The sequence below is a fragment of the Chitinophaga silvatica genome (assembly GCF_003419895.1).
In the GTDB taxonomy this organism is placed as follows: domain Bacteria; phylum Bacteroidota; class Bacteroidia; order Chitinophagales; family Chitinophagaceae; genus Chitinophaga; species Chitinophaga silvatica.
In genome coordinates this window covers 48,279-73,761 of the sequence record NZ_QPMM01000008.1, presented here as the reverse complement: position 1 = coordinate 73,761, position 25,483 = coordinate 48,279, and the positions used below count along the sequence as shown (strand labels likewise).

Below are 25,483 nucleotides of genomic sequence, written 5' to 3'. Positions count from 1 at the left end.
CTTTGCGGGTTACGAATACAACAGATTTAAACAAACCTACTAGTCTTGGCAAGAAAGTTTTTCACTGCAGCATTTTGGCGTAAACTCCACTTAAAAGAGTTGCTGGCAGTCCTATTCATTTTGTTAGCTATTTATTTTTTCCGGTCACAGCGTCACGAACTTTATTCTTTAATTCCTGCCATTAAAAACGCGGATATAGAATGGGTAGTAATTGGCGTTATTGTCACTATTGCGTATATACTGCTTCAGGCTGGGATGTATGTATTTAGTTTCAGGGCCATTGGCGCAAAACTCGATTTATTCAGGTGTACTGAATTATTTCTGAAACGGAATTTATTATCAGTATTCCTGCCAGCCGGAGGAATCAGTTCCCTCGCCTACCTTCCTCAAAGTCTCAGACGAAGCAGTTTACATAAACAACAAATACATCAGGCTTCGGGTATTTATGGATTCGTAGGAATTCTTTCGGTTTTTCTGGTGGGCATCCCCGTAGTAGGATATGCTATGCTGCATGCGGGTTCTATGAAAGATGCCGCATGGGGGCTAATAGCCATTTGTATCCTGCTGGGTGGAGTTGTAATGTTGGTGAGATCAATGCAAACAAAAGGTAAGGCTTACCAACTAATAACAAAATATTTTCCCGGGGCATCGCACCAGATAGATGAAATTTTCACTTTTCAACTTTCAATACCTGCGTTTACAGGTACAGTTCTGGCATCAGTGCTAATTGAAATTGCCGGTGTTGCACATCTTTACCTCAGTATGCTGGCAGTGGGCGCTCCACCATCACTGGAAGCCTCCTGCGTAGGATATATTGTAGCAACCATCTTTCTGATTATTTCTCCATTCCTTCGCGGGCTGGGAGCTATTGAACTATCATTAACATTTATATTAACCAGCTACGGTTATACAACTTTGCAGGCACTCGAGATTACTCTGCTTTTCAGGTTATTTGAATTCTGGTTACCGTTGATTGCCGGAATGATTGCCTTTGCCCTGAAAGGTAGAGAATTGGTGTTGCGTTTATTGCCACCCATTCTAATTTTTTTATTGGGTATGGTAAATATTTTCTCAGTGCTTACTCCCCCACTTTCTTATCGAATGCACTTGTTAAAAGCATATATTCCGGGCACTTCAATCCATGCAACAAACCTGTTGGTGGTGTTTATGGGTCTGGTACTGCTGGTTACAGGAACCTTTCTGATCAGAGGTCTGCGAAGTGCATGGATAGTGGCATTGAGTGTTTCGCTACTCTCAGTATTCGGGCATATTGGAAAGGCTTTGGATTATGAAGAAGCAACCCTTGCATTGATCACCAGCATCATATTACTCATTACATCGAAGCAATATCGTGTCAAAAGCAATCCTCAACTGGTAAACATTGGAATAGTAACAGCAGTAGCCACATTCCTTGTAGTACTGATATTCGGTACGATAGGGTTTTACTTTCTTAATGCCCGCCATTTTAATATCGATTTCACCTGGCAACAATCGTTACGCCATGCCTTCCATTGTTTTATGTTACTGGAAGATGATGGACTTCAACCTTTAACCAAGTTTGGAAAAGAATTTATGTCGGCCCTCCGGGTACTGGGTGTAAGTGCCTGGGCATTTCTGTTCTATACTATCATCCGGCCCTACCTGCATGTTACTCACCCAACCAATAATGCCCTTGAAAAAGCCAGGTTCTATCTGAGCCAGTATGGCGATTCTCCGATGGATTACTTCAAAGTGGGGCAGGACAAGATTCTTTACGTATCGGAAGACTATGAAGGTTTTGTTGCTTACAGAGTAGCAGGGAGCTTTGCTATAGTATTGGAAGAACCCGTATGCAGAGAGGAGAATAAAACTCCTTTGTTGGAGGAGTTTGATCAGCAGTGTAAAAAAATGGGATTAAGGCCGGCTTTTTACCGGGTAGATGAAGAAAGCACCTATTATTTCAATCAGCTTAAGAAAAAGAAGATGTTGATTGGCCAGGAAGCCATTATGGATATTCGCAATTTCACATTAAGTGGTAAGGATAAAAAATCGTTACGTAATGGGTTGAATAGCCTTGCCGCCAAAGGATTTGTGACTACCTTCCATAAAGCGCCTCAATTGCCTGCTTTGATTGCCCAACTGAAAGAAGTGAGCGATGAATGGTTGCATCAATATGAAGTAAAAGAGCTTACTTTCTCACAAGGGTTGTTCGATTCTGAAGCAATCAGGGATCAGGATGTTATTACGGTTGCAGACAGCGAAGGCAAGGTAGTAGCCTTTCTGAATATTATTCCGGATTATGCACCAGGAGAATGTACCTATGATTTGATACGTAAGAAGAGTAATGTACCAGGAGGCGTAATGGATGCATTAATTATTGCCCTGATCCAGGACGCCCAGGAGAAAGGGCTTGAATATCTGAATCTTGGGATGGTACCGATGTCGGGAATTTCTCAGCCACAGAATACGGCTGAGAAAATGGTAAAATATGCATATGAGAAATTGCGATTCTTCAGGCATTACCAGGGATTACGTGAATTTAAGGAGAAGTATGCAACTACGTGGACAAACAAATACCTGGTTTACGAACATGATTTTGACCTCATACAATTACCTTCTGCATTAAGTAAGGTAATGCAGCCATAGACGAACAATAGCGGAATGGATTTTGTTGGATAGGTAATTGTTAATTGATCATATGATATTGCTACGAAGAATAATTGTTATTTCTTTATTATTAGCTGGTATGGCTACTACGGCTCAAAACCGGGTAGCCAGTTTACCCACAATGGTAAAAGCTCCTGCTTCTGCGACTACCTCTCCTTTGATTCTTTACATTACGGGAGATGGAGGTATGAAAAAATTTTCGGCCAATATGATTACGGCCTTCAACCAGAAGAATTACCCGGTTGTTGCGCTAAATGCCTTGAAATATTTTTGGAATAAAAAGACCCCACAGCAGGCAGCCAGGGATGTTGCTGATTTAATTACTTTTTATCAATCCCAATGGAGCTCTCATGATGGAGTAATACTGGTAGGATATTCATTAGGAGCAGATGTGCTTTCTTTTATATACACTAATCTCCCACCTGCAACCGCTGCGGAGATAAAGCAGTTGGTATTTTTGTCGCCCTCTGCATATACAGATCTTGAGGTGCATGTATCAGATATGTTGGGGCGGTCGAACAACAAGGGGTTATCTGTTCTCTCGGAGATCAATAAGATCACAGATAAGCCGTTATTGTTTGTTTTTGGAGATGAGGAGAAAGATTTCAATTTTACTGCCATTAAGGTTCCCTATCAGCACCTGATATTACCAGGTGGCCATAATTATGACGAGGATGCTAATGGAGTGGCGGGTAAAATACTTTCTGCACTTCATAAATAATCAGGTATACTGTAATAATTGCAACGCCAGTAAATCATTTAAAAACTTCCAATAAATAGGTATTCCTGTTTTCCATTAACAGTTATTCCAAACTAAGAGACCTTAATATTATCAGCTATTCCGTTGGTATAGCTGGTAATATTTGCTCCAGGAACTATATCATTAATAATGATACATATTCGAAGGCATTACCCCATACTTCATATACAGTTCATTATAAGCGCGATACGAAATCCGATAATGTTACAGCCATTCACTCTCTATCAGTTTACTATTGGCGCACAGCCAGTATAGCAGCAAATAAACAATTTACTACATAATACAATCTGGCGGGGCGGCTCCAAAAGCGTCCTGAAAGCGTATACCAATTATAACGTTATAGGTTATTGCAATATCCTGTATCGTTTTAGCAATTCTTGTTGCATGGCGGAAGTCAGTCTGATTTTGGCTCCTGCGACCTGAACATAATCCTCTCCTATATTATCGATATATTTTAGGTTGATAACAAACCACCGGTGTACCCTCATAAAAGTTGTAGCGGGTAATTTTGCGATGATGTAGTCGAGAGTTTCTTCTGTAAGCAGTTTCTGTTCTCCGAGGTGTAGCATTATGTGATCATTAAGGACTTCAACATACTGCAGATCGTTGTAAGCGACTTTCTCCAATTTTTCGGTGGTTCGGATACTGAAATAATCGGAAATGAATGAAGACGGGGTTTCGATACCTTCCATGTTAATTATTGTGTTGATTTGAGAGAATGTGTTTTTCAATGCCGTTGAGGTAAAGGGTAACGTTAGGGGTTCTACGGGCTGGAAATCGACCGGTTCCTGTAATCCATCAGCATACAATAGTATGAAAAGCGGGAGAAGATAAACCTCACCCAATTGCAGAACGGGATCATCTTCCATAACTCCCATTATTAAGATGTCTACTACTCCATTTTTCAGCCATAGGTCGGCTTCTTCCAGGTTGGCAAAACGACCAATCAGGTAAACGAATGGAATTTCGGAGAGATAATTTTCCAGCTCATGGAAGCCTTCCGGGTTATTCCCTATTATGATACAGTTTAAAGCCATATAGCTATTTTAGCTCGCAAAAATCATTATCTTTCGTTGTTGACGGATAGACGATTTAAATAGAGCAGGTGACTGAATAGAGACCCGCGTATAATCTAAAATCTAATCTAAACCGCGTTATGAAAAGAATTCTTATTCTGTTATTCGCTTTAACAAGGTGATAATCTTTTCATCATTAAAATTGGGGTTAATAATTGATTGAATAGTTAATCCAATGTTAAGTGCACAAAAAAAGGTGAACTGGTAGCAAACATTGCCTGGTAAAGACAATGCGCAGCCAGTCCACCTTTTCAGATGAATTACATAAAAGATCCTTTAACAACTGATATCACAGCTGTATAATCAGATCTAAACCCGATGGATACGGGTATCGTAGGCGCAATAACGTTAGAACGATTGGTTAACAACGTTTTGCGCGGACCATACTTATTACCATGTAAACAGGAACAAAAGCAACATCATACCGACGGGAATCAGGTTTTTAGAGAACCTGACGTTAAATCCGCCTTTTTCTGAGTAGAAGTAGCTTTCTTTGTACCGGTCGTACTCAATCGGAGCACCTAACTCCTTCATCATTTTGAGGAATTCATAGAGTGTTCTTTCGGAAATACGAAGCCGCTTGGCTAACTGAGCTGGCTTACCGGTCCCTTTGATCCTGATTAAGTAATCAATGGTCTGCAGTCTGTCAAAATAACGCTTTGGCATGTGGCATAGAGGGGTCTTAACGGTTATTTATTGAATGTACGGTAAAAGCATTGATTAAACCAGCATTATCATATATATATTTTAATGTAAATATTAAGAAACTGGTTTAAATACATTTCGAAAAAATCAGCTGCGGGTCAATGTCATTAATGCAATCGGTCTGCGTACCGATATTAAACGTTAGCAGCCCTTATTTTATTGGTTAAAATCTTCAAAAAAACATCACTGCAATAATGCTTCATAAATGATATTAGTTAGTGCAGTTCCATGATCTGTAGCAGGATCCGGCGGCTTCACTGCAAATATTTTTCCGTCTTTTCCGACCACAATTAAAGAAGGATATCTGTTTACTTCATACTGAGAAAGTACCGCTCTCGTCGCCTCATTCAACACCAACTGTAATCCAGTAAATCCCGCCTCCATAGCGCCATTCCCGATATTCAGAAAACATACTTCAGTATCCTTAAAACAGGATTTTATTTCCTGCAGCGCTGGCAAAACCGGATCTTTACTGTCGTAAAAGTGCAGCAGCACTACCTTTCCGAGGAATTGTTGCAGGCTCACATTCTTACCTGTTGGATCAGTAATATTAAAAGAAGGTGCCTGATTTCCCCTACTCAAACCCTTCCTGGATTTTCCGTAAATCCTTGCTATGGCCTGTTTGCAGCTCGAATCCTGTACCATACCCAAAAAATCGCGCACACACCAATCCTGATCTTCCGGCTGATTACCCGAGGCATATCCCTGCATTAGTGCCTGCGCCAATAGCTTATCACGAACCTTACCGCCATAGTGTTGCTTTACCCATTCATACACTGCTTTGGTATTGCATTCGAAACGATGCTGTATATAAAAATCTGCTTCCGCTTTCTGTATTAAATAATTTGAAAAACGTGTAGACATTACCGTTATATCATTAATTTCTACATCCGGTAGTAGAGGTAAAATTTTTTCACGATAAAAAGTTACCTGCCGTTCTTCCAATGTACTATCCGGAGCAGGGGGTAATTGCCATAAGATTCCTGTTAGCTGTTGCATAGGCCCTCCCATTAAATGGGCCTTCATCAGCATACTAACAGAAGGACTTAAACTATCTTTATATTGTAATAAAATTTGTTTTGCTATTGCCAACTGCAAACCTGCTGCTTCAAGTTGGTTTTCCACTCTCCCCTTCTGCAATGCCACCCTGTCTTGCAGCCGCTGTGCTAAATACATCGCCGTGTTTACCCTCGCACCTTTTCCGCTGACCAGTAAACTATCGTTCTGTTTCAATATATAAATACTATCCCCACCCATTATCAATCCCAATAAAACAACATCCGATCCTCCATCTAAATAAAAAAATACCGGTTTATTTACGGGAAGGGTTATATGAAAGTTGAAACTATCGGCAACCGACACTTCATTAAAAATCGTAACCGGCACGAAATTTCCATCCTGCCACCAGGCAAGTGAAACCTTTTGCAATCGATGGTTATCAGTCCTACCAGTTATAACCGCAAGATCCTGGGATATTGCTACCAACGGTAAGAATATTAGTATACTGCCAATTAAAGGCATTAAAAGTCTTTTCAAGAGGCACATAAATACAGCTTTTAAAATAAAATCCCCATGGTAAAAACCACAGGGAGCTTGTATTCACAACGATAGTAAATGAAAAACTTTAATCAAAAACAAATAGTTTTATTTTGATACACTAAATTTCGTGGTGCAATGATAAGTGGATTATTATTTCAAAGTGTTAATAGAATCTTAACTGTTAATACAAAATGGTTAAATGTTAAACCAATAAACCAGCTTTAGCACCAGGGCACGGTTTTTCACAAAAAAAGGTTCCGGCAAATAATTATCTGTATACACAATAAAAAGATCAGAAGCAGGTCGATAACGCCATTGAAACCTCGTATTCAGGTTCATATTTTTCTGCTGTCCATTATATTGCATAAACCCGGTGAAAAAGAGTGTATTGGTCATCGTTACATCCAACCGTGGCCCTACCAGCCAAAAACTGGTATTCCCCCACGGCTTTGGTAATTCTATATAATTATAGTTCGCACTTAAAGCTATACTTACATAGGGTTGAAAACGATAGCCCAGCTCAGTATTGGTCATCAATCTGTTACCATTAGCATAATAACCACCATAGCGGGCGGATAATGCATAGGTAAATAAACTCTGAGGCTTTGAAACATAGTCTGCTCCTATGGTATTCCAATTATGCTGGCTTCCCGTCAGCAAGCTATCTTTCCCCAGATTTGTAGGATCAAACGGTGTCAATAGCTTGATATAGGTATTGGATGCCCAAACATTTAAAGTATTTCGTTTACGGAATACAATACCATAATTCAACATCGTTTCATTATCTGTTCGGGAAAATGCTCCTTCATTGAAAATCCAGGTGCTGGTCAATTGAGGCCCATGGCTCAATATGGATCCGGATACCGGGAAAAATAAATGCGTGATCTGCGGGGCCATTTTAAAATACCCTTTTCTTGGTACATAGCCTACTTCTGCATTATAGTTACTACCTACATACTCATGTTGCCATCCTATACTCCATGTTTTGCTTGTATACTGCAAATTTGCTGCATGCGCCCAATCTTTGGTACTCAACCCGGGTGTATAAGACTTTAAAAGCATTGCTTTACCCGTCCAGAAATTATTGGAAGATGCCAGGTTATACTCTAACCCTGCATTCCTGTTATATCTGTTATAAATAGGCAAACCCGATTCCTTCTCGGGTGAATAGTTGATAGATTCTTTATTAATAAAAATAAATCCCAGGTTAGACCGGGAAAATACCCTGCGCTGAATGGCCGCTACTGTAAAGTTTTGTGCCGGCAGGCCAGTCTCCTCCTGTTTGCCTGTTTCCATATTCATAATACCTAATCTCCAATCCTTATTCAGTTTACCACTCAATCTGGCACCGAAACGTATAGGCACTCCTCCCAAACCAATTCTACGGCTAAAAAAAGGCCTAATTGTGGAATATCCGAAGTTGGATAACTGATCTCCGTTCTCCAGGAAAAACTGCCTTTTTTCGGGGTAAAAAAGCTCAAATCTGTCGAGGTTCGTCACTTGCTTATCAACATCTACCTGCGAGAAATCCGGATTTACCGTAAGATCCAGATTCAGTGAAGAGGTAACAGCTACCTTGGCATCAATACCTGCATCCCTTCTGTATTTTGTTTTAGTCTGTTTGTCGTAATCTTTCGAGATTCCTCCAAGTGCATAAGGGATCAACGAAATATTTGGTCCGGCCGCCGGAGGAGGGGCATCCCAGATTAAATTGCCTGTATAGGCAAGAGAAGCTGTCGGAAATTGGCGTGGTACCGGTGCCCAGGCCGACTTCTCAGTTGTTTTCAGGTCATTTCGGCTGAAATTAATTCCCCATTTTGTTATGCCTTTTTTATATCTGATAGTCTTAAATGGTATGGCTGCTTCAAACACCCATTTATCCGGATAATTCTTAACTACTGAAACCCACTTGTTATCCCAGCTTAAATCAACTTTTCCACCATCATACATCAATCCATCCCATTGGGCACCAGCTGCATTTGCTCCAAATGAAAATCCATTCGTCTGGTCATCAAATGGGTCCATAAACAATAGAAAGTTGTCATTTTTCAGGAACGCAAAATCGCGGCGCAACGATTCTACCATATAAGGACCATCTCCTTCCGTATAGTTTTCTACCAACAGGTAAAGGTATTTATCGTCGTAGGTCATTCTAACGTCGGTACGTAAATGCGCTGCACTGGTATCCATGGGTAATACCATGTGAAAATTGGAGGCAATATCTGCCTTCTGCCAGGCTTCTTCATCTACTACTCCGTCTATTTTCAGTGGTGTGGTCGTTTTTCTGATGTGAAGCTGAAATGCGTCATTTCTCTTTTGCGCTGATAACGGAAGTATGAACAGGCAACAACATAACAGTGGAATAAGTCGAAACATGGATCGGGTTTTGTTACTCGCAAGCTCGATTGTATTTCCCGCAAAGGCACAAAGATTAATATTAAGGTGCACAAATTTAATTTTTAAGGAGTATAAGGGTTGAGGCGAATACTTTACTTTAATAGATTCACTTCAACCCTTATACTCCTTAATATTAATCTTTGCTTCTCTGCGCGAAACCGCGAGCTTGCGAGCAATTATTATAGTTTGATATTTTTCAGTTGATTATCGGGTTGTGGTACTTTTACGGTTGTGGATCTGCCGCCACGACCTTTAAGGCTAAAGACTTTCAATTTCACTATCTTACCACCTGCCTGAATAGGTCCATTATAAACAGGACTCTTAGCAGTAGGTTCTTCTCCATTAACAGTATAACGGATAATCAATCCTGGCATTTGTACGTTGGCTGTAAGTACTCCATTTTCTACCTTAGCACCGGCTGTTGGAATACGGGTATTATAACCTCCATTGAAATATTCCAATCTGTTCATTTCACGTTTACCTAATACGTTGCTGAATACACTCCAGGCATCTGCATACATTGCTTCTGCCTTAGCCGGATATTTTTCCGTTGCCCATGCAGGATCCTGAGCCCAGGCCCTTTCTGCCAGACCAAATAACTTAGGCAAAATCATATATTCCATTCTATCTGAACTGGTAACAGTTTCACTCCACAAAAGCCCCTGAATACCTGGTATATTGCTGGCACCAAACTCTGTTAGCCTGTCTTTTCCTATAAAGGTTGATGGATCAACAGGATTACCTCTGGCGTCCACTTTTACATTCTTGTAATAATCGAATGGAATAAAATAAAAGGGCTTATCCACATCTACAAATCCACCCCAATAAAATCCTGGTTCATCAAAGGATTTCATATAAGCCATATCAAAATAAAAATTACTAACACCAGATAAAATAACTTTATAACCGGCGTTGGCAAGACGATAGGATAAATCTTCCTGTCCTTCTCCGATTACATTATTCCATACATTTAGCTGGAAATTATTATTTGCAAAATCAGGATTTGGAATACTATGTGAGGCTCCCTGCATTGCAGTTTTACGCATACCGGCTTCTTCCCATCCTGCTACTGTCAGGCCCTTGCTTTTCAATAGCTCATTCACTTTACGGTAATAGTAGTACCACAGATCATTTACATTTTTTACGGTAGGGTCAGATTTCATCAGGTTTATGCAGGCAGGAGATTTTTCAAATACTCCACCTGGCACCTCATCACCCCCCATATGGATATGTGTTAATGGTGCTCCTGCTTCTTTATACATTGCCTGAATTTCAGTAACTACTTTATCAAGGAAATGATAAGTGGATGGCAACGCAACGTTCATTACGTTATCATTCCAATATTGAACAGAAGCATATTCCGATTTATCTTCCAGGTCGGTGAGCAGATATTCTTTTGCAGCCGCTTCGTCACCAGCTTCCTTAAGTTTGTAGTAGCGCGATTCCATTGATTTAACAGAAGCACGGGCATGGCCGGGACTTTCAATTTCCGGGAGTACGCGTATATGCCTTTCTGTTGCATACTTAAGGATTTCTATAAAATCGGTGCGACTAAAAAATCCGGTACCGGCAACATTAGTAGTGTCTGGTCCGGAGCCATAGGACGGCTGGAGCATATCTCTCCAATCCTTGCTGTGGCCGCGTTTAGCACCAACACCGGTAAGCTCTGGCAAGCCAGGTATTTCCAATCTCCAACCTTCATCATCACTGAAATGGAAGTGCAAAACATTGAGTTTATACAATGCCATGGCATCGAGAATACGTTTAATATCTCTTTTGTTATGGAAGTTGCGGGAAACATCGATCATGAATGCTCTGTAACCAAAGCGCGGATAATCTTTCACCTTAACCCCTGTAATAGTAATTGATTTTTGGGCAGCGCTCCAGGCAGCAGGAGGAATTAAAGAACGGAGCGATTGCACAGCGTAAAATGCTCCTTCATCGCTACCGGCAGTAATTTTTACGCCTTCAGCAGTTACTTCGAGTGTATAGGTATCTGCTGCCAGTGCAGCATCTTTTTTAAGTGATATAACTGCTTTTCCATTGGCTCGCTTACCCAGCAAGGTTGTCATTTCAGTTCGCAGGAATGCTGCACTGTTTGCCAGTTCAGGATCTGCTTCCACAACAGGAGGTGCATCCAGCGTCAGGCTACTATTATTGGTTGAATAGTTAGCTGGCGTAGGAAAAATCTGAGGCAATTGGGATGCCGGAATATCTTTAATGCTACTGTTTTGTTTGAATATATCCGTTGGCGTAATAACGGCTGTTTTATCGCCCGGATAGCGCATCAATTGTTTGGCTGATGTTGAAGGTCTGATGCTGTAATTATTGATTGAATATCCTTTGGCAGGTTGATCATCCCATACAAGATACAATCCGGACGGAGCATCTGTAAAGTTTACGGCCCAGGCATCCCCCACCATTCCTACTTTCAGAGAATCGCCAGGTGCTATCCCGGCAAAATTACTGGTAGGTACCAGGCGGTAAAGGTCACCATTGATATGTTCTACTTTAACATGGCTTGGTAACTCTTCCGGGTTAACCATTCTGATAAAGTTGAAATACAACTGCCATCCTTTTGTTGGGAATGGTTTGTTGGCGGTGTTTACAAAAGTAAAGTTGGATAGGAAGTTCGTTTTGCCCTGGTAGTTATTTTCAACAACCTCCCAGCTGGCTTTAAGTTTGGCAGCCTCAAATGTGCTGGCTTGCTGCGCTTTTATGCTACTGGTGGCGCTTAACAACAGGCATCCGGTAAGCAGGTTACCTAGATAATTGTATCTGTTCATATGTGGATGATTAGAAAATTGGCTATCACGTAAGATAATAAATTAATTTAAAAACTGAATTTGATTATATATGATAGTTATGATTTGCTGATAAATGGAATTATTAGATAGTTTTTGGTAAGAAAAGGGATTTTTAACAAAATTTCCTGGGAGATGTTATGTAGTTTTATATATCAGAATTTACGAATATTTAGTAGCGACATTTTATCTTTAAAATCAATAGTATGGCAAAAGCATTCTTAATTTTCTCGGCTATCAGTCTGGCAGTCGTCATCGGTTTAGGCATTTTCTTTCCCTGGGTAAATTGGTTGTTGATATTAGTTGTTCCGGTAGTGATTATGGGATTATTGGACATGATGCAAAAGAAACATGCTATCATGCGAAACTACCCGATAGTAGGCCGTATGCGTTTCTGGATGGAGGCATTACGACCTAAAATCTATCAATATTTTGTAGAGAGTGATATTGATGGTAGTCCGATCAATCGGGTAGATAGATCTACCATTTACCAAAGGGCGAAGCGAGAGTTGGATTCCCAACCTTTTGGTACACAGTTCAACGTATATGCTGAAGGTTATGAGTGGATGGCCCATTCTATTCAACCACAGAATTTCGATAAAATGGATAAGGACCCCAGAGTTGTTTTTGGGGGTAAAGATTGTAAGCAACCTTACTCCGCCAGTATATTAAATGTTAGCGCCATGAGCTATGGCTCATTAAGTTCCAATGCTGTTCAGGCGCTGAATGGTGGTGCTAAAATCGGCAATTTTGCACATAACACCGGAGAAGGTGGAATCAGCGATAATCATTTAAAACAGGGTGGAGATATCATCTGGCAAATAGGAACCGGATATTTCGGATGCAGGGATGAAGAGGGTAATTTCTCAAATGAATTATTTGCAGAAAAAGCAATATTACCACAGGTAAAAATGATTGAGCTGAAGATTTCGCAGGGAGCAAAACCCGGACACGGAGGTATTTTACCTGCTGCTAAAAATACACCTGAAATTGCGGCTATTCGTCACGTAAAACCTTATACTACTGTCTTCTCCCCTCCCTATCATACTGCTTTCAATAGTCCGAAAGAAATGATGCAGTTTATTAAACAGCTAAGAGAATTAAGCGGTGGAAAACCTGTAGGCTTCAAATTATGTATTGGTCAGCCTCATGAGTTTTATGCCATTTGCAAGGCTATGATTGCAACGGATATATATCCCGATTTCATTACTGTCGATGGTGGTGAAGGTGGTACCGGCGCTGCTCCTCCTGAGTTTTCCAACTCTGTGGGAATGCCGTTGATGGATGGTCTGGCATTTGTACAAAATGCATTGGTTGGATTTAATATTCGTCAGCATGTCAAAATTATTGCATCCGGTAAAGTATTAACCGGGTTCCATATACTAAGGGCCATGGCTTTGGGAGCAGATACCTGTAACAGTGCCAGAGCAATGATGATGGCTTTGGGTTGTATTCAGGCATTAATCTGCAATACTAATAAATGTCCTACAGGTGTGGCCACACAGGATAAATGGTTATCTGCCGGCCTGGTGGTTGACGACAAAAAACACAGGGTGGCAAACTATCATCAGGATACCGTAGAAAGCGCCCTGGAATTGGCTGGAGCAGCAGGATTGAAACATCCTCATGATGTTACCAGACAACATCTCTACAGAAGGGTATTTATGAATGAGGTTAAATCGTTTGAAGACATCTATCCTTCCCAAACCCCTGGTTCATTAGTTAATTCTCCGGGAGTACAAAGTATCAGTATCGATAACTGGTAATTCAGTTACCTGAATATAACAGAAGCGAATCTTGTTAATAAGATTCGCTTCTGTTTTTTATGCAAGCTTGTATAGTTTCGCTGCATTTTCCCAACAAATCTTTTCTGCCAGGGAAGTAGGAAAACTATCGAGAATCAATTGTAAATCTTTTTCAGAAAAAGGTTTTGGCGCTCTGGTAGAAGGTAAGTCAGTACCAAAGATTAAGGCTCCCTGATTGATTGCCGTAATTTGTCTCATTGCCGGGAGAACATCAAAATCGCAGCGGCTAAAGCCTGTAGCCTTAACGTAAGCTCCTTTTTCTACTAATTGCAGCAAATGCTTAAATCCGGCTTTTGATAATCCCAAATGATCAATTACCACAACAGGTAGTTTTTGTAAAGTGGTAAATAGAGCCGGAAGCTGCCGGGAGTCGACATATAACTCAACATGCCACTTAGCGAGGTCGTATACACGTTGTGCAAGTTGTTCGAGGTAAATAATGCTTTCAGATCCACCTCTCTGAATATTAAATCTTACACCTCTGACACCGGCTTTATCCAATGCAAGAATTTCTTCATCGCTGGTTGATGCCGGAATTTGAGTTACGCCTACAAATCCAGATCCTAATTCTGTTAATGCAGCTTTCAGATATTCCTGATCAAACCCCTGGAAAGAACCGGATACAATAGCTCCACCCTTAATGTTTAAGTTAGCTGTTTGTTGCTTGTAATCTGTCACGGTAAATTTTGGTGGCAAATAACCCTGATTAGACTGTAAGGGGAATTGGTCATCAATAATGTGTAGGTGCGAATCGAATATGGGCTTATCAAACTTCATATCATCGTTGTTTCGTTGAGTACACAAGCTACTTAAAATAGCTGAGATATGACAGCAAGTAAAACAAAGGGTTAATAATTGATCAATTATTAACCCTTTACATCTGAGATATAAATTTATATTTCTAAAGCTCCGGCTGCTGCTTCATCAACAAACCAATGAAGCTCTCCGTTTTGCGGGCGGATTAACTGGCTTGGGAATTTCTCTGCATCAAAAGTTCCATCAATTACATTCTTCAGCGTAATTGCTTTTCCTTCTCCGGTTGCGAGAAAAACCACACAGGCAGCCAAATTTACAACAGGAGCAGTAAGCGTGATACGATACATATTTTGAGCTTCCAGCCATAAAGATTTAACCCATGCCTTATGCTCATGTACGATAGGCAAACCAGGGAACAAAGACAAGGTATGTCCATCATCTCCCATCCCTAATAATACCAGATCAAAAGTGGTTTTCTCTTTTCCGAAATAGTTATTTAAGATTTCCTCATATTCGGTAGCAGATGCTTCGGGGCTGATATCTGTTCTCATAATATGAATGTTTTCCGGATTTACATTCACTTTGTCGAGTAACGTTTCAAAAGCCATTTTGGCGTTATTACGGTCATCTTCAAAAGGAACAGCTCTTTCATCTCCCCAGAAAAAATGGATGCGTTCCCAGGGAATCATCATATTATAGGGAGCCTTAGCAAGCAGGGTATAAAGTTGCTTAGGCGTGTTTCCTCCGGATAATACAAAGGTAAAACGCTCCTGTTTTTGTAATACTTCCAGGATGTAATTGCTGATCCAGGCAGCAACGTTTTCGCTTAATTGAACTGGATCTTTTGCTACGTGTAATTCCATAAATTAGTTTTGGCTCGCAGGCTCGCATTTCTCGCAAAGAAGCAGAGATTAATATTAAGAGGCGTAAGGACTGTAGCGATTATTACAGAAGCAATGATAAATTTCTTTTTTAATTGAAGCCTATCAGCAGTTCTTAAAACATTCGCCACGGTCCTTACGCCTCTTAATATTAATCTCTGCTTCTTTGCGAGAAAAAAGCGAACCAGGTGAGCTTATTTAGATGGTAAGTTAATCCATGTATGACCATCGCGGGCCACCAGTGCATCTGCTTCATCCGGGCCCCATGAATCAGGAGCATAGTTAGGGAAATCTTGTGGTGTACGATTTTCCCAGGTTTCCAGAATAGGCATAATTACTTTCCAGGCAGCATCTACCTGATCGCCACGCATAAAGAGAGTGGCATCCCCTTCCATTACATCGAGCAACAAAGTTTCGTAAGCTTCAGGAGCATGTTCACCATTTGCAGCATCGTAATTGAAAGTCATATCAACCGGGTCGAGCGTCATAGTCTGACCAGGGCGTTTGGCCTGGAAGCGGATACGGATATCCATTTCAGGTTGAATGCTGATGGTAAGTCTGTTCGGGCGCCACGACTGAGCGGCTTCTATAGGGAAAGAGTAAGGAGGTGCTTCTTTGAAAGTAATAACAATGTTGGTTGCTTTCTGATGCAGGTATTTACCAGTTCTAACATAGAAAGGAACTCCCTGCCAACGCCAGTTATCCACAAAGAATTTAGCGGCTGCATAGGTTTCTATATTAGAATTAGGGTCTACACCTTTTTCTTCACGGTATCCTACTACCTGATCTCCTTTCATCCAGCCACTGGAATACTGTCCTCTGACTGCGAATTCATGAACTTTATCAGGAGTGATTCGGCGGATAGCATTTAATACGTCCACCTTTTTATTTCTTACCTCATTGGCATCGAAAGATACCGGAGGCTCCATTGCCAGGATACAAAGAATTTGCAGGATATGATTCTGGATCATATCTCTCAAAGCGCCGGCTCTTTCGTAGTAATTACCGCGTCCTTCGAGCCCTACACTTTCAGCTGCAGTAATCTGGATATTATCGATATAATTCCGATTCCAAACAGGTTCGAACAGTGTATTGGCAAATCTTAAAGCCAGGATATTCTGGATAGTTTCCTTACCCAGGTAGTGATCTATACGATAGATCTGTTCTTCTGTAAATTTCTGCGCAAGCAGTTCATTTAATTCACTGGCACTTTTCAGATCGTGACCAAAAGGCTTTTCAATCACGATACGGGTAAAGTGTTTATCAGAACAAAGGTTCAGATTACCTAACCGGGTAGCGATATCAGGCACTAATTGCGGGGCTACTGCCAGGTAGAAAACCACATTAGGATGTATTCCCCAATCAGTTTCTTTTTGTTTAACAAAATCTGAGATCTTGTTAAAGGCAGGAGGATCTTCCACATCCATTTGCAGATAGGAAACATGGTCACTAAAATCTTTCCAATGACCATTCTGTTCACCTTTCCGACGGGAAAACTTCATAATCCCTTCCAGAAGGTGCTTATTATAATCTTCGTTGTTGTACGGGCTGCGACCTATGCCTACGATAGCAAACTTCTCGGGCATCCACTCATCTAAAAAGAGATTATATAACGCAGGCGTCAGTTTCCGGTAGTTTAAATCGCCGCTTCCTCCGAAAATAAATACGATGGAGGCAGGTGGGCGTTTATGGACTTGCATATACTTAATTGAAGATGAATATTATTGATTATGCTGCCATTCTGTATGGAAAGTTCCAGGCATATCGATGCGCTGGTAGGTATGTGCTCCAAAATAATCCCTTTGTGCCTGAATTAAGTTGGTAGCCATACGGCCAGTACGGAAAGCATCAAAATAAGACAGAGCCGACATGAGGCCTGCCACAGGTACTCCTGCTGTTGCGGCCTGAGCAACTACACTTCTGGTATTTGCCTCAACCGATTCTATCAGGTAAGCCACTCCTTTATCCAGTAAAATATTTGCTAAGTCTGCATTTTGCTGGTAAGCCTGCGTGAATACTTCCAGGAGGCTGGAACGGATAATACATCCGCCTCTCCATACTTTAACCACTTCTGGTAAAGGAATATCCATTTTCAGATCTTTGGATGCTTCATGCAGCATCGCTAAACCTTGAGCATAGCTCAGAATAGTAGCAAAATATAAAGCATCATGCACTTGCTGAATCCACATATCTACAGGTGCATGCAATGTATTTTCAGGAGCTTTATAGATTCCGGCTGCTTCCAGTCTTTGTTCTTTATAACCAGAAATGGTACGCATCGCTACAGCTGTATCGATAGTTGGTACAGCTACCGGTAATTCCATTGCATCCTGGGAAGTCCATTTACCCGTACCCTTGGAACCAGCTTTATCTGAAATCACGTCAATAAGTCGTTTATCAGTTTTGTCGTCGTTCTGCAGGAATATATCGGCTGTAATTTCTACCAGGAATGATTGAAGTGATCCTAAATTCCAGCTTTTAAATACCTCGTGTAACTGGTCATTATTCAGTTTGGCGCCCAGCTTCAGTAAAGTATAACTTTCGCTGATCAATTGCATAATCGCATATTCGATACCGTTATGCACCATTTTAACATAGTGACCAGCGCCTTCTTTACCCAGGTAAGCTACACAAGGTACTCCCTTTACTTTAGCTGCAATAGCTTCCAGCATCGGTTTCACCTTTGCATAAGCATCCTCGTCGCCACCTGGCATAATACTAGGACCTGTACGTGCGCCTTGTTCACCACCGCTGACACCAATACCCATAAAATGGATACCTTGCTCACGAAGTTGCTGAACACGACGAAGCGTGTCTGTATAGTGTGAGTTACCGCCGTCGATAACTACATCTCCTGGTTCCAGTAATGGTAATAAGGAAGTAATTACGTCATCAACCGGCTGCCCTGCTGGCACTAACATCATCACTTTACGCGGACGCTCAAGAAGTTGAATCATTGTGGATAACTCTGAAACACCTTTCACAGTAGTACCGGGAGTTGCAGCAGTTTCCAGTGCATTATTTTTTGCTGCATCTTTATCAAAACCGATAACAGAAAAGCCGTGATCAGCCATGTTGAGTAACAGGTTACGCCCCATCACTCCCAGACCAATCATTCCAAAGTCATATAAGCTGTTTGCCATATAGAGTTGTTACTTAAGGAGATGTAAAAGTAGGGAAGAAATACGAATTCAAAAGCCGGATTTATGGATTAAAGCGCAGACCGCCTCAATCCATAAATCCGCAAGTATATAATTATCATTATGTTATGCAGAATTTCGACCTGCATTGATAATTCCAAAAGAGCAGCGCATTATCAATTTTTCGTAGGTTTCACGGTCAGGCCCGTTGCCATTTTGTGCATCGGATTCACGAATCTTAGTAAGTGCGTATTGCTGAACCGTTAATAACGGCAACACAATCCTTTCACGCATCTGGATTGATAACTGATCGATCGGGCTGGCAGCCATCAGTTCAGTTTCACCACTTAGTTTAAGCAAATATTTCTGAGTAAGCTCAAATTCATTATAAATCATCTGCCATACCTCCCCATATTGAGGATGCTTGGCCAGATAAGCTGTTAGCGGGAAATAACTCTTCTTCATAGCCATCTCGCAGTTATCAAGCAATGTTCTGAAAAACAGGGAATGTTGATAAAGGTGATATACTTCTTCCCATTTACCTTGCTTATCTAGTTGCTCCAATGCACTACCCACACCATAATAGCCAGGAACGTTTTGTTTCAACTGGCTCCAGGCACCTACATAAGGTACGGCCCTCAGATCGTTCAGATTGAGTTTCGCTGAGGCGTTACGTTTACTAGGCCGGCTGCCGATATTAGCTTCTGCATAGTAGCGTAATGGACTTGCATGATCCAGATAGGCCAGGAAGTAAGGATGATTCTTAAGTCTATTATAAGCCTGGTAACCTTCATCGGCCAGGGATTGCAACATTTGCTCCTCCGATTTGGTAAGTGTTACCTCACGGGAAGAGAACAATTCATTGCTGATACCAGCATGAATCAGCTGCTCCATATTAAACTGAGCAGCATCAATAGTTCCGAAATTGGAACTAATCGTCTGACCCTGTATTGTTTGCTGAATTTCTTTATTGGCAATATTTCTACCCATTGAAGCGTAGAATTGATGGGTTTTTCCACCACCACGAGCCGGAGGACCACCTCTACCGTCAAAGAACACCACACTGATACCATATTCCTTGGAAATATTTGTCAGTTCTTCCTTGGCCTTATAAATACTCCAATTGGCCATAAGATAACCCCCATCCTTGGTTCCGTCGGAGAAGCCCAGCATAATAGTTTGTTTGCAGTGGCGGCGACGGAGATGCTCACGATAGATCTCATTTTCGTATAATGACTTCATTACCTGACCGGCATGTCGTAAGTCATCGATGGTTTCAAAGAGAGGAACAATATCTACCGACATTTCTTCCTTCTTCCAGCCACTCAGCAAAAACAAACCGTAAACTTCCATTACGTTCAGTACGCTGGTACTATGACTAATAATATATCTGTTGCAACCTTCTTCGCCATTCATTTGCTGAATGGTTTTAATGGCCGCAATGGTTTGTAATGTATCCTGATGCAGCAGGTTTTCCAGAGATCCCGGATCTACTGGTTTTTGAATATTTGCAAGCAATTTGATCTTCTCAGCATCGTCTAGCTCCTTATAATTGGATGGCAGATTGTCTGTGCTGCTTGCCACATTCTCCAGTACTGCCTGGTGTATAGAGCTATCCTGACGGATATCGAGCGTTGCGAAGAAAATTCCAAATACTTCTACCTTATTGATCAGATTATCTACCAGGTGCACAAACAGGCCGTTGAGGTCTGTCATAATAGTATTTCTGATACCACGGAGGGTTGACAATATCTCTTCTTTGGAAATATCAGCAATATGTCCTGGTTTAAAAAGATTGGCAGAGAGTTTTGTTTCCAGGGCTGCTACCACATTTTCCACTCCTTTAAAGGTGAGTCGGCGACGCAGATTCCTCACCTCTCTGAAATAGCATTTCAGGATAGAGGTACGCAATGCTGCAGCAACTTCTATGGTAGTAGGTTCTTTTACAAAAGGGTTTCCGTCTCTGTCGCCTCCTGGCCAGAAGCCCAGGCGGATCAGGGAGTTATTTTCCGGTAAAGCTCCCGGGAACTGACCGCGAACGAATGACAGTATACGACCAACGGAAGGGTAAAATATATTTTCAAGGAACCATACCAGGCTGATAGCTTCATCGAATGGTGTTGGCTTTTCCTTTTTAAAGAAAGGGGTTTTACCCAATTGCTGCAGGTACATATTTACCTGGCTGGTATTTTCATCGATCAGGGCTTTAGACAAGTCGTTGATAATACCTAATACTTCACTTGGGTAAAATTGGGTTGGGTGAGCAGTGAGAACGAGTCTTACAGAAAAATCCTTCAATTTTTCCTTCAACTCATCTTGTGCCTGTTCCTGTGTCACTTCCGACTGAAGATGTCTTAAAGTTCCGGTGCCCTGCATATCACGGATATTCCGGAATGCGGCATCTTCCAGGGCATCAAATAATACTACCTGACGTTCTGCGTATTGCACAAACCGGAACAGGAGATCGGTCAACTGTCTTTCTTCCGTATAGGTAGTGTATTGATGAAAAAAGGAGGTTACAATTTCTTGCGGGCTGCTTCCCTTGGCATATTCTTCTTCACAGTGTAGCAAAAATAAGGACAGAAAAATACCAGTCTTTTCCACCTTATGAAATGGTAGAGAGGTGAAGAGACTATTATACAGTTGAAACTTTGTGCCTACAAGGTTTTTAAACTGTTGCAGCGAGTTATTTACCGGCGCTTCCATACTAAAATCCGTTTATATTGCTAAAGAAGGAGAACTAAGCGGCCGTTAAATTAAGAATTATTATGGTAATTTTTGAGTTTTTTGATTTTTGTTTGATATATAAGTACAAAGTTTGAATATTATCTAATTGTAAATATGGCGTTTAAAAAGGAAATCCCGACTGTAATTACAGCCGGGATTTTAACCAGGATTAGAATGGGCATAGGTTAAATGATGGATGGAGGCCGGGATAAATAATGACCGTTAAGTGTACCACATACTAAAACTATTCACTTTTGAAATTAATGGGCAGGTTAAAGAACACCGCCACGTTCTGCCCATTTTGTCGTCCTGGTTTCCACTTAGGCATGCTGCGAACAACACGTAATGCTTCATCTTCCAGCCCTCCACCTTTTTGAGCACCAGTTGTTTTTACATCTGTGATAGTACCATCTCTGTTTACTACAAACTGCACAAATACGGTTCCCTGAATTCCATTGTCCAGTGCCAGAGAAGGAAATTTTGTATTTTTTTGTAAATATTTCATCAATGCAGCTTCTCCCCCAGGGAATTCAGGCATAATCTCTACCCATCCAAAAGGTTTATCACTTTCAGTATTACCTTTTTCTATAGTTACTACATCTGTTCCATTACCACCTTTGCCCAATTCGGCAGGTATTCCATCTTCAATTCCATCTATATCTGCAGTGCCAATTGCTACGTGTTTCAACTCTTCCTGGCGAGGAGGGGCCTCTTCAGGTTGTACTTCCTGCGAAGTGATCACAGGATTTGTAAATGCCCGTGTAGCCACTTGCGGTAGAGGCGCCGCTTCTACTGGTGGCGGTGGAATAATTGGGTCGGGATCAGGTAATTTAACTTCTTCCAATTTTGTTTCAGTACGAACGATTAGTTTGGGGGCATCCACAGCAGCCATCAACCTATTGTTTAATACATATCCCCCAATCATAACCAGCACAATTGAGGATGTTGCTATTATAGCATTACGCACTCTTCTGTCGTAATGGCTACGCAGTTCGTAAGCACCATAGGATTTGTTTCTGTCATCGAAGAGAATGTCGAGAAACGATGCTTTCAGGATTTTAGTTGAGTCCATAAGTACCAGGTTTACTAATTAGATGTAGCAGGAAATAAATTTCCATAAACCATGGGAAAATTTTTTTTCGGGAGATAAAAAAGAAGTCCCGACACGGAGTCGGGACTTGCTGGCACTGGGGACCTTACCTGAAAACAAGTGGTTCCTTCGATATAATTCAGGCTTTCCGAAAAAGTGTAGTCATTTGCGTTATATACACTGACTTCGAAATAAATTAAGTAAGCAGGTTGGTTAGTTAGTTATGTTCTCCAGCACCAGGGGCAGATGCCCGACAAAACCCACCAGAATTGTTTAGCAAGGCCCCTATGAACTGAAGTTGAGTAAGGTTAAAATTATTTACGTATATACTTTACCGTTAATGATGCCAGGAGGGTGCGGGTAGGTATTAGTACTGAAAATTTACCACCAATAAATTGCAGTATACCATTCCCGCAAGCCTGACCAGGCATTCTATTTACAGCTTACAGAACGCAAGATCTTCAACAGTTAATGCCGTAACAACAGCATCCATAATTTGGATAACGGGAACAGGTAAGATTATTATTTTGCGTTTGGGTACGCAGTCCACCAAGCAATTGCCTTTTCATAGTATGTGTTTTTACACAATTAATCAATCTGTTTATTGATGTTGGCAACGCCTTGCTGGTGGATCAAAGGATGCCGGGAACTAATTTATAGGTTCCCTGTTGGCCAGTAGTTATTAGTCTACTTAATTGGTAGACAAATATACATAGGGTTTTAATAATTCCAAATATTTATCGGAAATTTTTTTATAGTTTTTGTGTTAATGATTTTATCAAACGTAGTTCTGTTGAATCATAAGGTCTGCCATCTTCATAAAAAATATCATGAAACCAAACCGCAGGTTCTTTACCATCAACAACCGGAACATCCCATGCAAATATGGTATTGGTTTTCCCTTTCACTAATCCCCAGTTATAAGCACCAACATGCTCCTTCTTAAGCAAAGGCATAACATTATCGAATCTGCTTCCAAGAATCCTGGCCATGTATTCTGTGCAGATAACAGGTCGGCCAAACGTCTTCAGACTGGCAATAGTTTCTTTTTGTGCAGTATCAGAAAAATAATTGTGGTAGGAAATGATGTCTGAATGCTTAAGCTGAAAATCATTTAGTTCCGGTAAAGTATAAGTGAAAAGCCCGGACGTCAGTGGTTGAGAAGGGTTCACTTCCCTGGCCCAACGAAATACCTCTTTCAGTAAAGTCAGGCTATGAGTGCCATTACCTGAATTTCCGGGTTCATTATATAAATCCCACATCAGTATTCTGGGATCGTTCTTAAAGGTTGAGAGTATATCTTTTACATAATGTTCCAGTGTATCTGTGAGTTTAGGCTGTTGATAAATGGCCAGGCCGGGGTCCTGAATCCAGCCCGAATTATGAATGCCGGTTCTGGGAGCTGGCTGATTTCCGAAATGATAGGTGCTATCCCAGCAATCATCAAAGAACACGAATATGGTACTGATGTGATGTTTTTCGGCGATAGTCAAATAATTATTGATCCGGTTTTTAAACCCTTTTGCATCCAGTTTCCAGACGAGGTGATGAAGGAAAACCCTTACAGAATTATAGCCGATACCTTCTGCATATCCCAGCTCCCGGTTGATAGTGGCAGTATCAAAAGTCTCCTTCTGCCACATTTCCAATTGGTTTACAGCGGTACTGGGAATAAAATTACAGCCTCGCAACCAACCTTTAGCAGTGTACCAGTTACCAGCTTTTTCAAGAGGCCAGGCATCCGTTTTATTCGGGGATTGTTTACAACTAATTGCTAAAAGAATCAGTGTAAAAAGGACAATGAACTTATGCATAGGTAACGAATGAGCGTATAAAATACGTCTTCCTGCTGCTACCAGACTTCTACTTTTTAAATTAATTTGTTAAGGTATTTGGATTTTGGGGGATTGATCTCTATATTGTATCCAGCTCATTCACTGTTTAAATATTCCTTACCATTTTTAATCAACCACAATTGATATTGGAATGACACAAGGCTCTCAACGCTTTTTGCCGTTAGATGTATTCCGCGGTATGACAGTTTGTTTTATGATTATCGTAAACACTGGAGGAACCGGCGGTACCTATTGGCCACTTGATCATGCCGCCTGGCATGGATGGACACCAACCGATCTTGTTTTCCCTTCATTTCTATTTGCCGTAGGTAATGCTATGAGCTTTAGTATGAAGAAGTATTCGCAACTTGGAAATTCTGCGGTGCTTGGAAAGATTTTTAAAAGAACCCTCATTATCTTCTTATTGGGCTACCTAATGTATTGGTTCCCGTTTGTTGATCATGCCGAAGGAGGCGGTTATGAATTCAAACCATTCAGCCATACCCGTATTCTCGGAGTATTGCAACGTATTGCGCTTTGTTATGGCATTGCATCATTACTGATCCATTATTGCTCCAAGAAAGCAGTATGGGCAATCAGCGCAATCTTCCTGCTTGGCTATTGGGCCATTATGTGGTATTGTGGTGTACCGGGCGATCAATATGGTATCAATGGAAATGCCGGCATCCTGCTCGATAAATTCCTGATTGGCGATAACCATATGTATCATGGCGAAGGTATTGCTTTCGATCCTGAAGGTTTTCTTAGTACCATCCCGGCGGTTGTAAATGTAATTGCAGGTTATTATGCCGGTATGTTCGTACAACAACAAGGTAGAACCAAAGCCGGTATCGGCAAAATGGTACTCACCGGAGCAGTACTGATTGCCTTAGCATATTTGTGGAATACTGTATTCCCGATCAATAAGAAATTATGGACCAGCTCCTATGTACTTCTTACTGTTGGGATAGATTTCCTGTTATTATCATTGTTAATCTTTATTATCGATATTCAGGGTTTCACAAAAGGCACTGGCTTCTTTACAGTATTTGGTAAGAACCCGCTCTTTTTGTATCTCTTATCTGAAGTGCTTGCCATTTTGTTCTGGTTCTTCCAGGTAGGTAGCGTTTCTTTATATCAATGGATTAACGATACTTTCTTCCAACCTATATCTCCAGGTAAATTCGGGTCATTATTATTCTCATTGGCCTTTATGCTATCCTGCTGGCTGGTTGGGTATTTTCTCGACAAGAAAAAGATCTACGTAAGAGTATAGCTTTTTTATAACAGAGTGAAGCGAATATTGTAGGATTACATCTTAT

General features: G+C 41.1%; 16 protein-coding genes. 4 read left to right on the top strand and 12 right to left on the bottom strand.

Annotation, left to right across the window (positions count from 1 at the left end; translation table 11 throughout):
- The first annotated feature begins 45 nt into the window (after positions 1-45).
- Both DVR12_RS15810 and DVR12_RS15805 read left to right on the top strand, forming a co-directional pair.
- Positions 46-2,625: a phosphatidylglycerol lysyltransferase domain-containing protein gene (locus tag DVR12_RS15810; protein ID WP_116976777.1), complete on the top strand. Its 2,580-nt coding sequence runs from the start codon at positions 46-48 to the stop codon at positions 2,623-2,625.
- 52 nt (positions 2,626-2,677) lie between these two features.
- Positions 2,678-3,367, top strand: a complete 690-nt coding sequence (locus tag DVR12_RS15805; RefSeq protein ID WP_116976776.1) for an AcvB/VirJ family lysyl-phosphatidylglycerol hydrolase — start codon at positions 2,678-2,680, stop codon at positions 3,365-3,367.
- A 383-nt stretch (positions 3,368-3,750) separates the two neighbouring features.
- Here DVR12_RS15805 and DVR12_RS15800 read toward each other — a convergent pair whose 3' ends face one another.
- The 5 genes from DVR12_RS15800 to DVR12_RS15780 form a co-directional block, all read right to left on the bottom strand.
- On the bottom strand, positions 3,751-4,443 hold the full coding sequence (locus tag DVR12_RS15800; protein WP_116976775.1) for a LytR/AlgR family response regulator transcription factor: 693 nt from the start codon (positions 4,441-4,443) through the stop codon (positions 3,751-3,753).
- 429 nt (positions 4,444-4,872) lie between these two features.
- Positions 4,873-5,148 (bottom strand): HTH domain-containing protein, encoded by a 276-nt coding sequence (locus DVR12_RS15795; RefSeq protein ID WP_116976774.1) that lies wholly within the window; start codon positions 5,146-5,148, stop codon positions 4,873-4,875.
- Between the two features lie 222 nt (positions 5,149-5,370).
- The gene (locus DVR12_RS15790) at positions 5,371-6,732 is read right to left on the bottom strand and encodes a TlpA family protein disulfide reductase (protein ID WP_116976773.1); all 1,362 of its coding nucleotides are present in this window, start codon (positions 6,730-6,732) and stop codon (positions 5,371-5,373) included.
- Positions 6,733-6,921: 189 nt separating this feature from the next.
- Positions 6,922-9,102 (bottom strand): carbohydrate binding family 9 domain-containing protein, encoded by a 2,181-nt coding sequence (locus DVR12_RS15785; RefSeq protein WP_116976772.1) that lies wholly within the window; start codon positions 9,100-9,102, stop codon positions 6,922-6,924.
- A gap of 200 nt (positions 9,103-9,302) precedes the next feature.
- Positions 9,303-11,909 carry a family 20 glycosylhydrolase gene (locus DVR12_RS15780; RefSeq protein WP_116976771.1) on the bottom strand — a complete coding sequence of 869 codons (2,607 nt, stop codon included), beginning with the start codon at positions 11,907-11,909 and terminating at the stop codon, positions 9,303-9,305.
- A 224-nt stretch (positions 11,910-12,133) separates the two neighbouring features.
- On the opposite strand from DVR12_RS15780, the gene DVR12_RS15775 reads away from it, so the two are divergent.
- On the top strand, positions 12,134-13,693 hold the full coding sequence (locus DVR12_RS15775; protein WP_116976770.1) for an FMN-binding glutamate synthase family protein: 1,560 nt from the start codon (positions 12,134-12,136) through the stop codon (positions 13,691-13,693).
- Between the two features lie 57 nt (positions 13,694-13,750).
- Here the strand turns inward: DVR12_RS15775 and DVR12_RS15770 are convergent, their stop codons facing one another.
- From DVR12_RS15770 to DVR12_RS15740, 7 genes are all read right to left on the bottom strand, one after another.
- The gene (locus DVR12_RS15770) at positions 13,751-14,509 is read right to left on the bottom strand and encodes an amidohydrolase family protein (RefSeq protein WP_116976769.1); all 759 of its coding nucleotides are present in this window, start codon (positions 14,507-14,509) and stop codon (positions 13,751-13,753) included.
- Between the two features lie 116 nt (positions 14,510-14,625).
- The gene (pgl, locus tag DVR12_RS15765) at positions 14,626-15,351 is read right to left on the bottom strand and encodes a 6-phosphogluconolactonase (protein ID WP_116976768.1); all 726 of its coding nucleotides are present in this window, start codon (positions 15,349-15,351) and stop codon (positions 14,626-14,628) included.
- 212 nt (positions 15,352-15,563) lie between these two features.
- Positions 15,564-17,069 (bottom strand): glucose-6-phosphate dehydrogenase, encoded by a 1,506-nt coding sequence (zwf, locus tag DVR12_RS15760; protein WP_116976767.1) that lies wholly within the window; start codon positions 17,067-17,069, stop codon positions 15,564-15,566.
- 21 nt (positions 17,070-17,090) lie between these two features.
- Positions 17,091-18,512 (bottom strand): NADP-dependent phosphogluconate dehydrogenase, encoded by a 1,422-nt coding sequence (gndA, locus tag DVR12_RS15755; RefSeq protein WP_116976766.1) that lies wholly within the window; start codon positions 18,510-18,512, stop codon positions 17,091-17,093.
- A 123-nt stretch (positions 18,513-18,635) separates the two neighbouring features.
- A complete protein-coding gene (locus tag DVR12_RS15750; RefSeq protein ID WP_116976765.1) occupies positions 18,636-21,215 on the bottom strand; it encodes a phosphoenolpyruvate carboxylase in 2,580 nt (859 codons plus the stop codon).
- A 265-nt stretch (positions 21,216-21,480) separates the two neighbouring features.
- Positions 21,481-22,308, bottom strand: a complete 828-nt coding sequence (locus DVR12_RS15745) for an energy transducer TonB (RefSeq protein ID WP_116976764.1) — start codon at positions 22,306-22,308, stop codon at positions 21,481-21,483.
- A 770-nt stretch (positions 22,309-23,078) separates the two neighbouring features.
- A complete protein-coding gene (locus tag DVR12_RS15740; protein ID WP_116976763.1) occupies positions 23,079-24,140 on the bottom strand; it encodes a glycoside hydrolase family 2 TIM barrel-domain containing protein in 1,062 nt (353 codons plus the stop codon).
- A 172-nt stretch (positions 24,141-24,312) separates the two neighbouring features.
- Here DVR12_RS15740 and DVR12_RS15735 point away from each other — a divergent pair, with 172 nt between their 5' ends.
- Positions 24,313-25,437, top strand: a complete 1,125-nt coding sequence (locus DVR12_RS15735) for an acyltransferase family protein (RefSeq protein WP_116976762.1) — start codon at positions 24,313-24,315, stop codon at positions 25,435-25,437.
- Positions 25,438-25,483: the final 46 nt, after the last annotated feature.

Coding starts and splice junctions, on each gene's coding strand:
- DVR12_RS15805 (WP_116976776.1), top strand. CDS start 2,678: ATGATATTGCTACGAAGAATAATTGTTATTTCTTTATTATTAGCTGGT.
- DVR12_RS15800 (WP_116976775.1), bottom strand. CDS start 4,443: ATGGCTTTAAACTGTATCATAATAGGGAATAACCCGGAAGGCTTCCAT.
- DVR12_RS15795 (WP_116976774.1), bottom strand. CDS start 5,148: ATGCCAAAGCGTTATTTTGACAGACTGCAGACCATTGATTACTTAATC.
- DVR12_RS15790 (WP_116976773.1), bottom strand. CDS start 6,732: ATGTGCCTCTTGAAAAGACTTTTAATGCCTTTAATTGGCAGTATACTA.
- DVR12_RS15785 (WP_116976772.1), bottom strand. CDS start 9,102: ATGTTTCGACTTATTCCACTGTTATGTTGTTGCCTGTTCATACTTCCG.
- DVR12_RS15780 (WP_116976771.1), bottom strand. CDS start 11,909: ATGAACAGATACAATTATCTAGGTAACCTGCTTACCGGATGCCTGTTG.
- DVR12_RS15775 (WP_116976770.1), top strand. CDS start 12,134: ATGGCAAAAGCATTCTTAATTTTCTCGGCTATCAGTCTGGCAGTCGTC.
- DVR12_RS15770 (WP_116976769.1), bottom strand. CDS start 14,509: ATGAAGTTTGATAAGCCCATATTCGATTCGCACCTACACATTATTGAT.
- pgl (WP_116976768.1), bottom strand. CDS start 15,351: ATGGAATTACACGTAGCAAAAGATCCAGTTCAATTAAGCGAAAACGTT.
- zwf (WP_116976767.1), bottom strand. CDS start 17,069: ATGCAAGTCCATAAACGCCCACCTGCCTCCATCGTATTTATTTTCGGA.
- gndA (WP_116976766.1), bottom strand. CDS start 18,512: ATGGCAAACAGCTTATATGACTTTGGAATGATTGGTCTGGGAGTGATG.
- DVR12_RS15750 (WP_116976765.1), bottom strand. CDS start 21,215: ATGGAAGCGCCGGTAAATAACTCGCTGCAACAGTTTAAAAACCTTGTA.
- DVR12_RS15745 (WP_116976764.1), bottom strand. CDS start 22,308: ATGGACTCAACTAAAATCCTGAAAGCATCGTTTCTCGACATTCTCTTC.
- DVR12_RS15740 (WP_116976763.1), bottom strand. CDS start 24,140: ATGCATAAGTTCATTGTCCTTTTTACACTGATTCTTTTAGCAATTAGT.
- DVR12_RS15735 (WP_116976762.1), top strand. CDS start 24,313: ATGACACAAGGCTCTCAACGCTTTTTGCCGTTAGATGTATTCCGCGGT.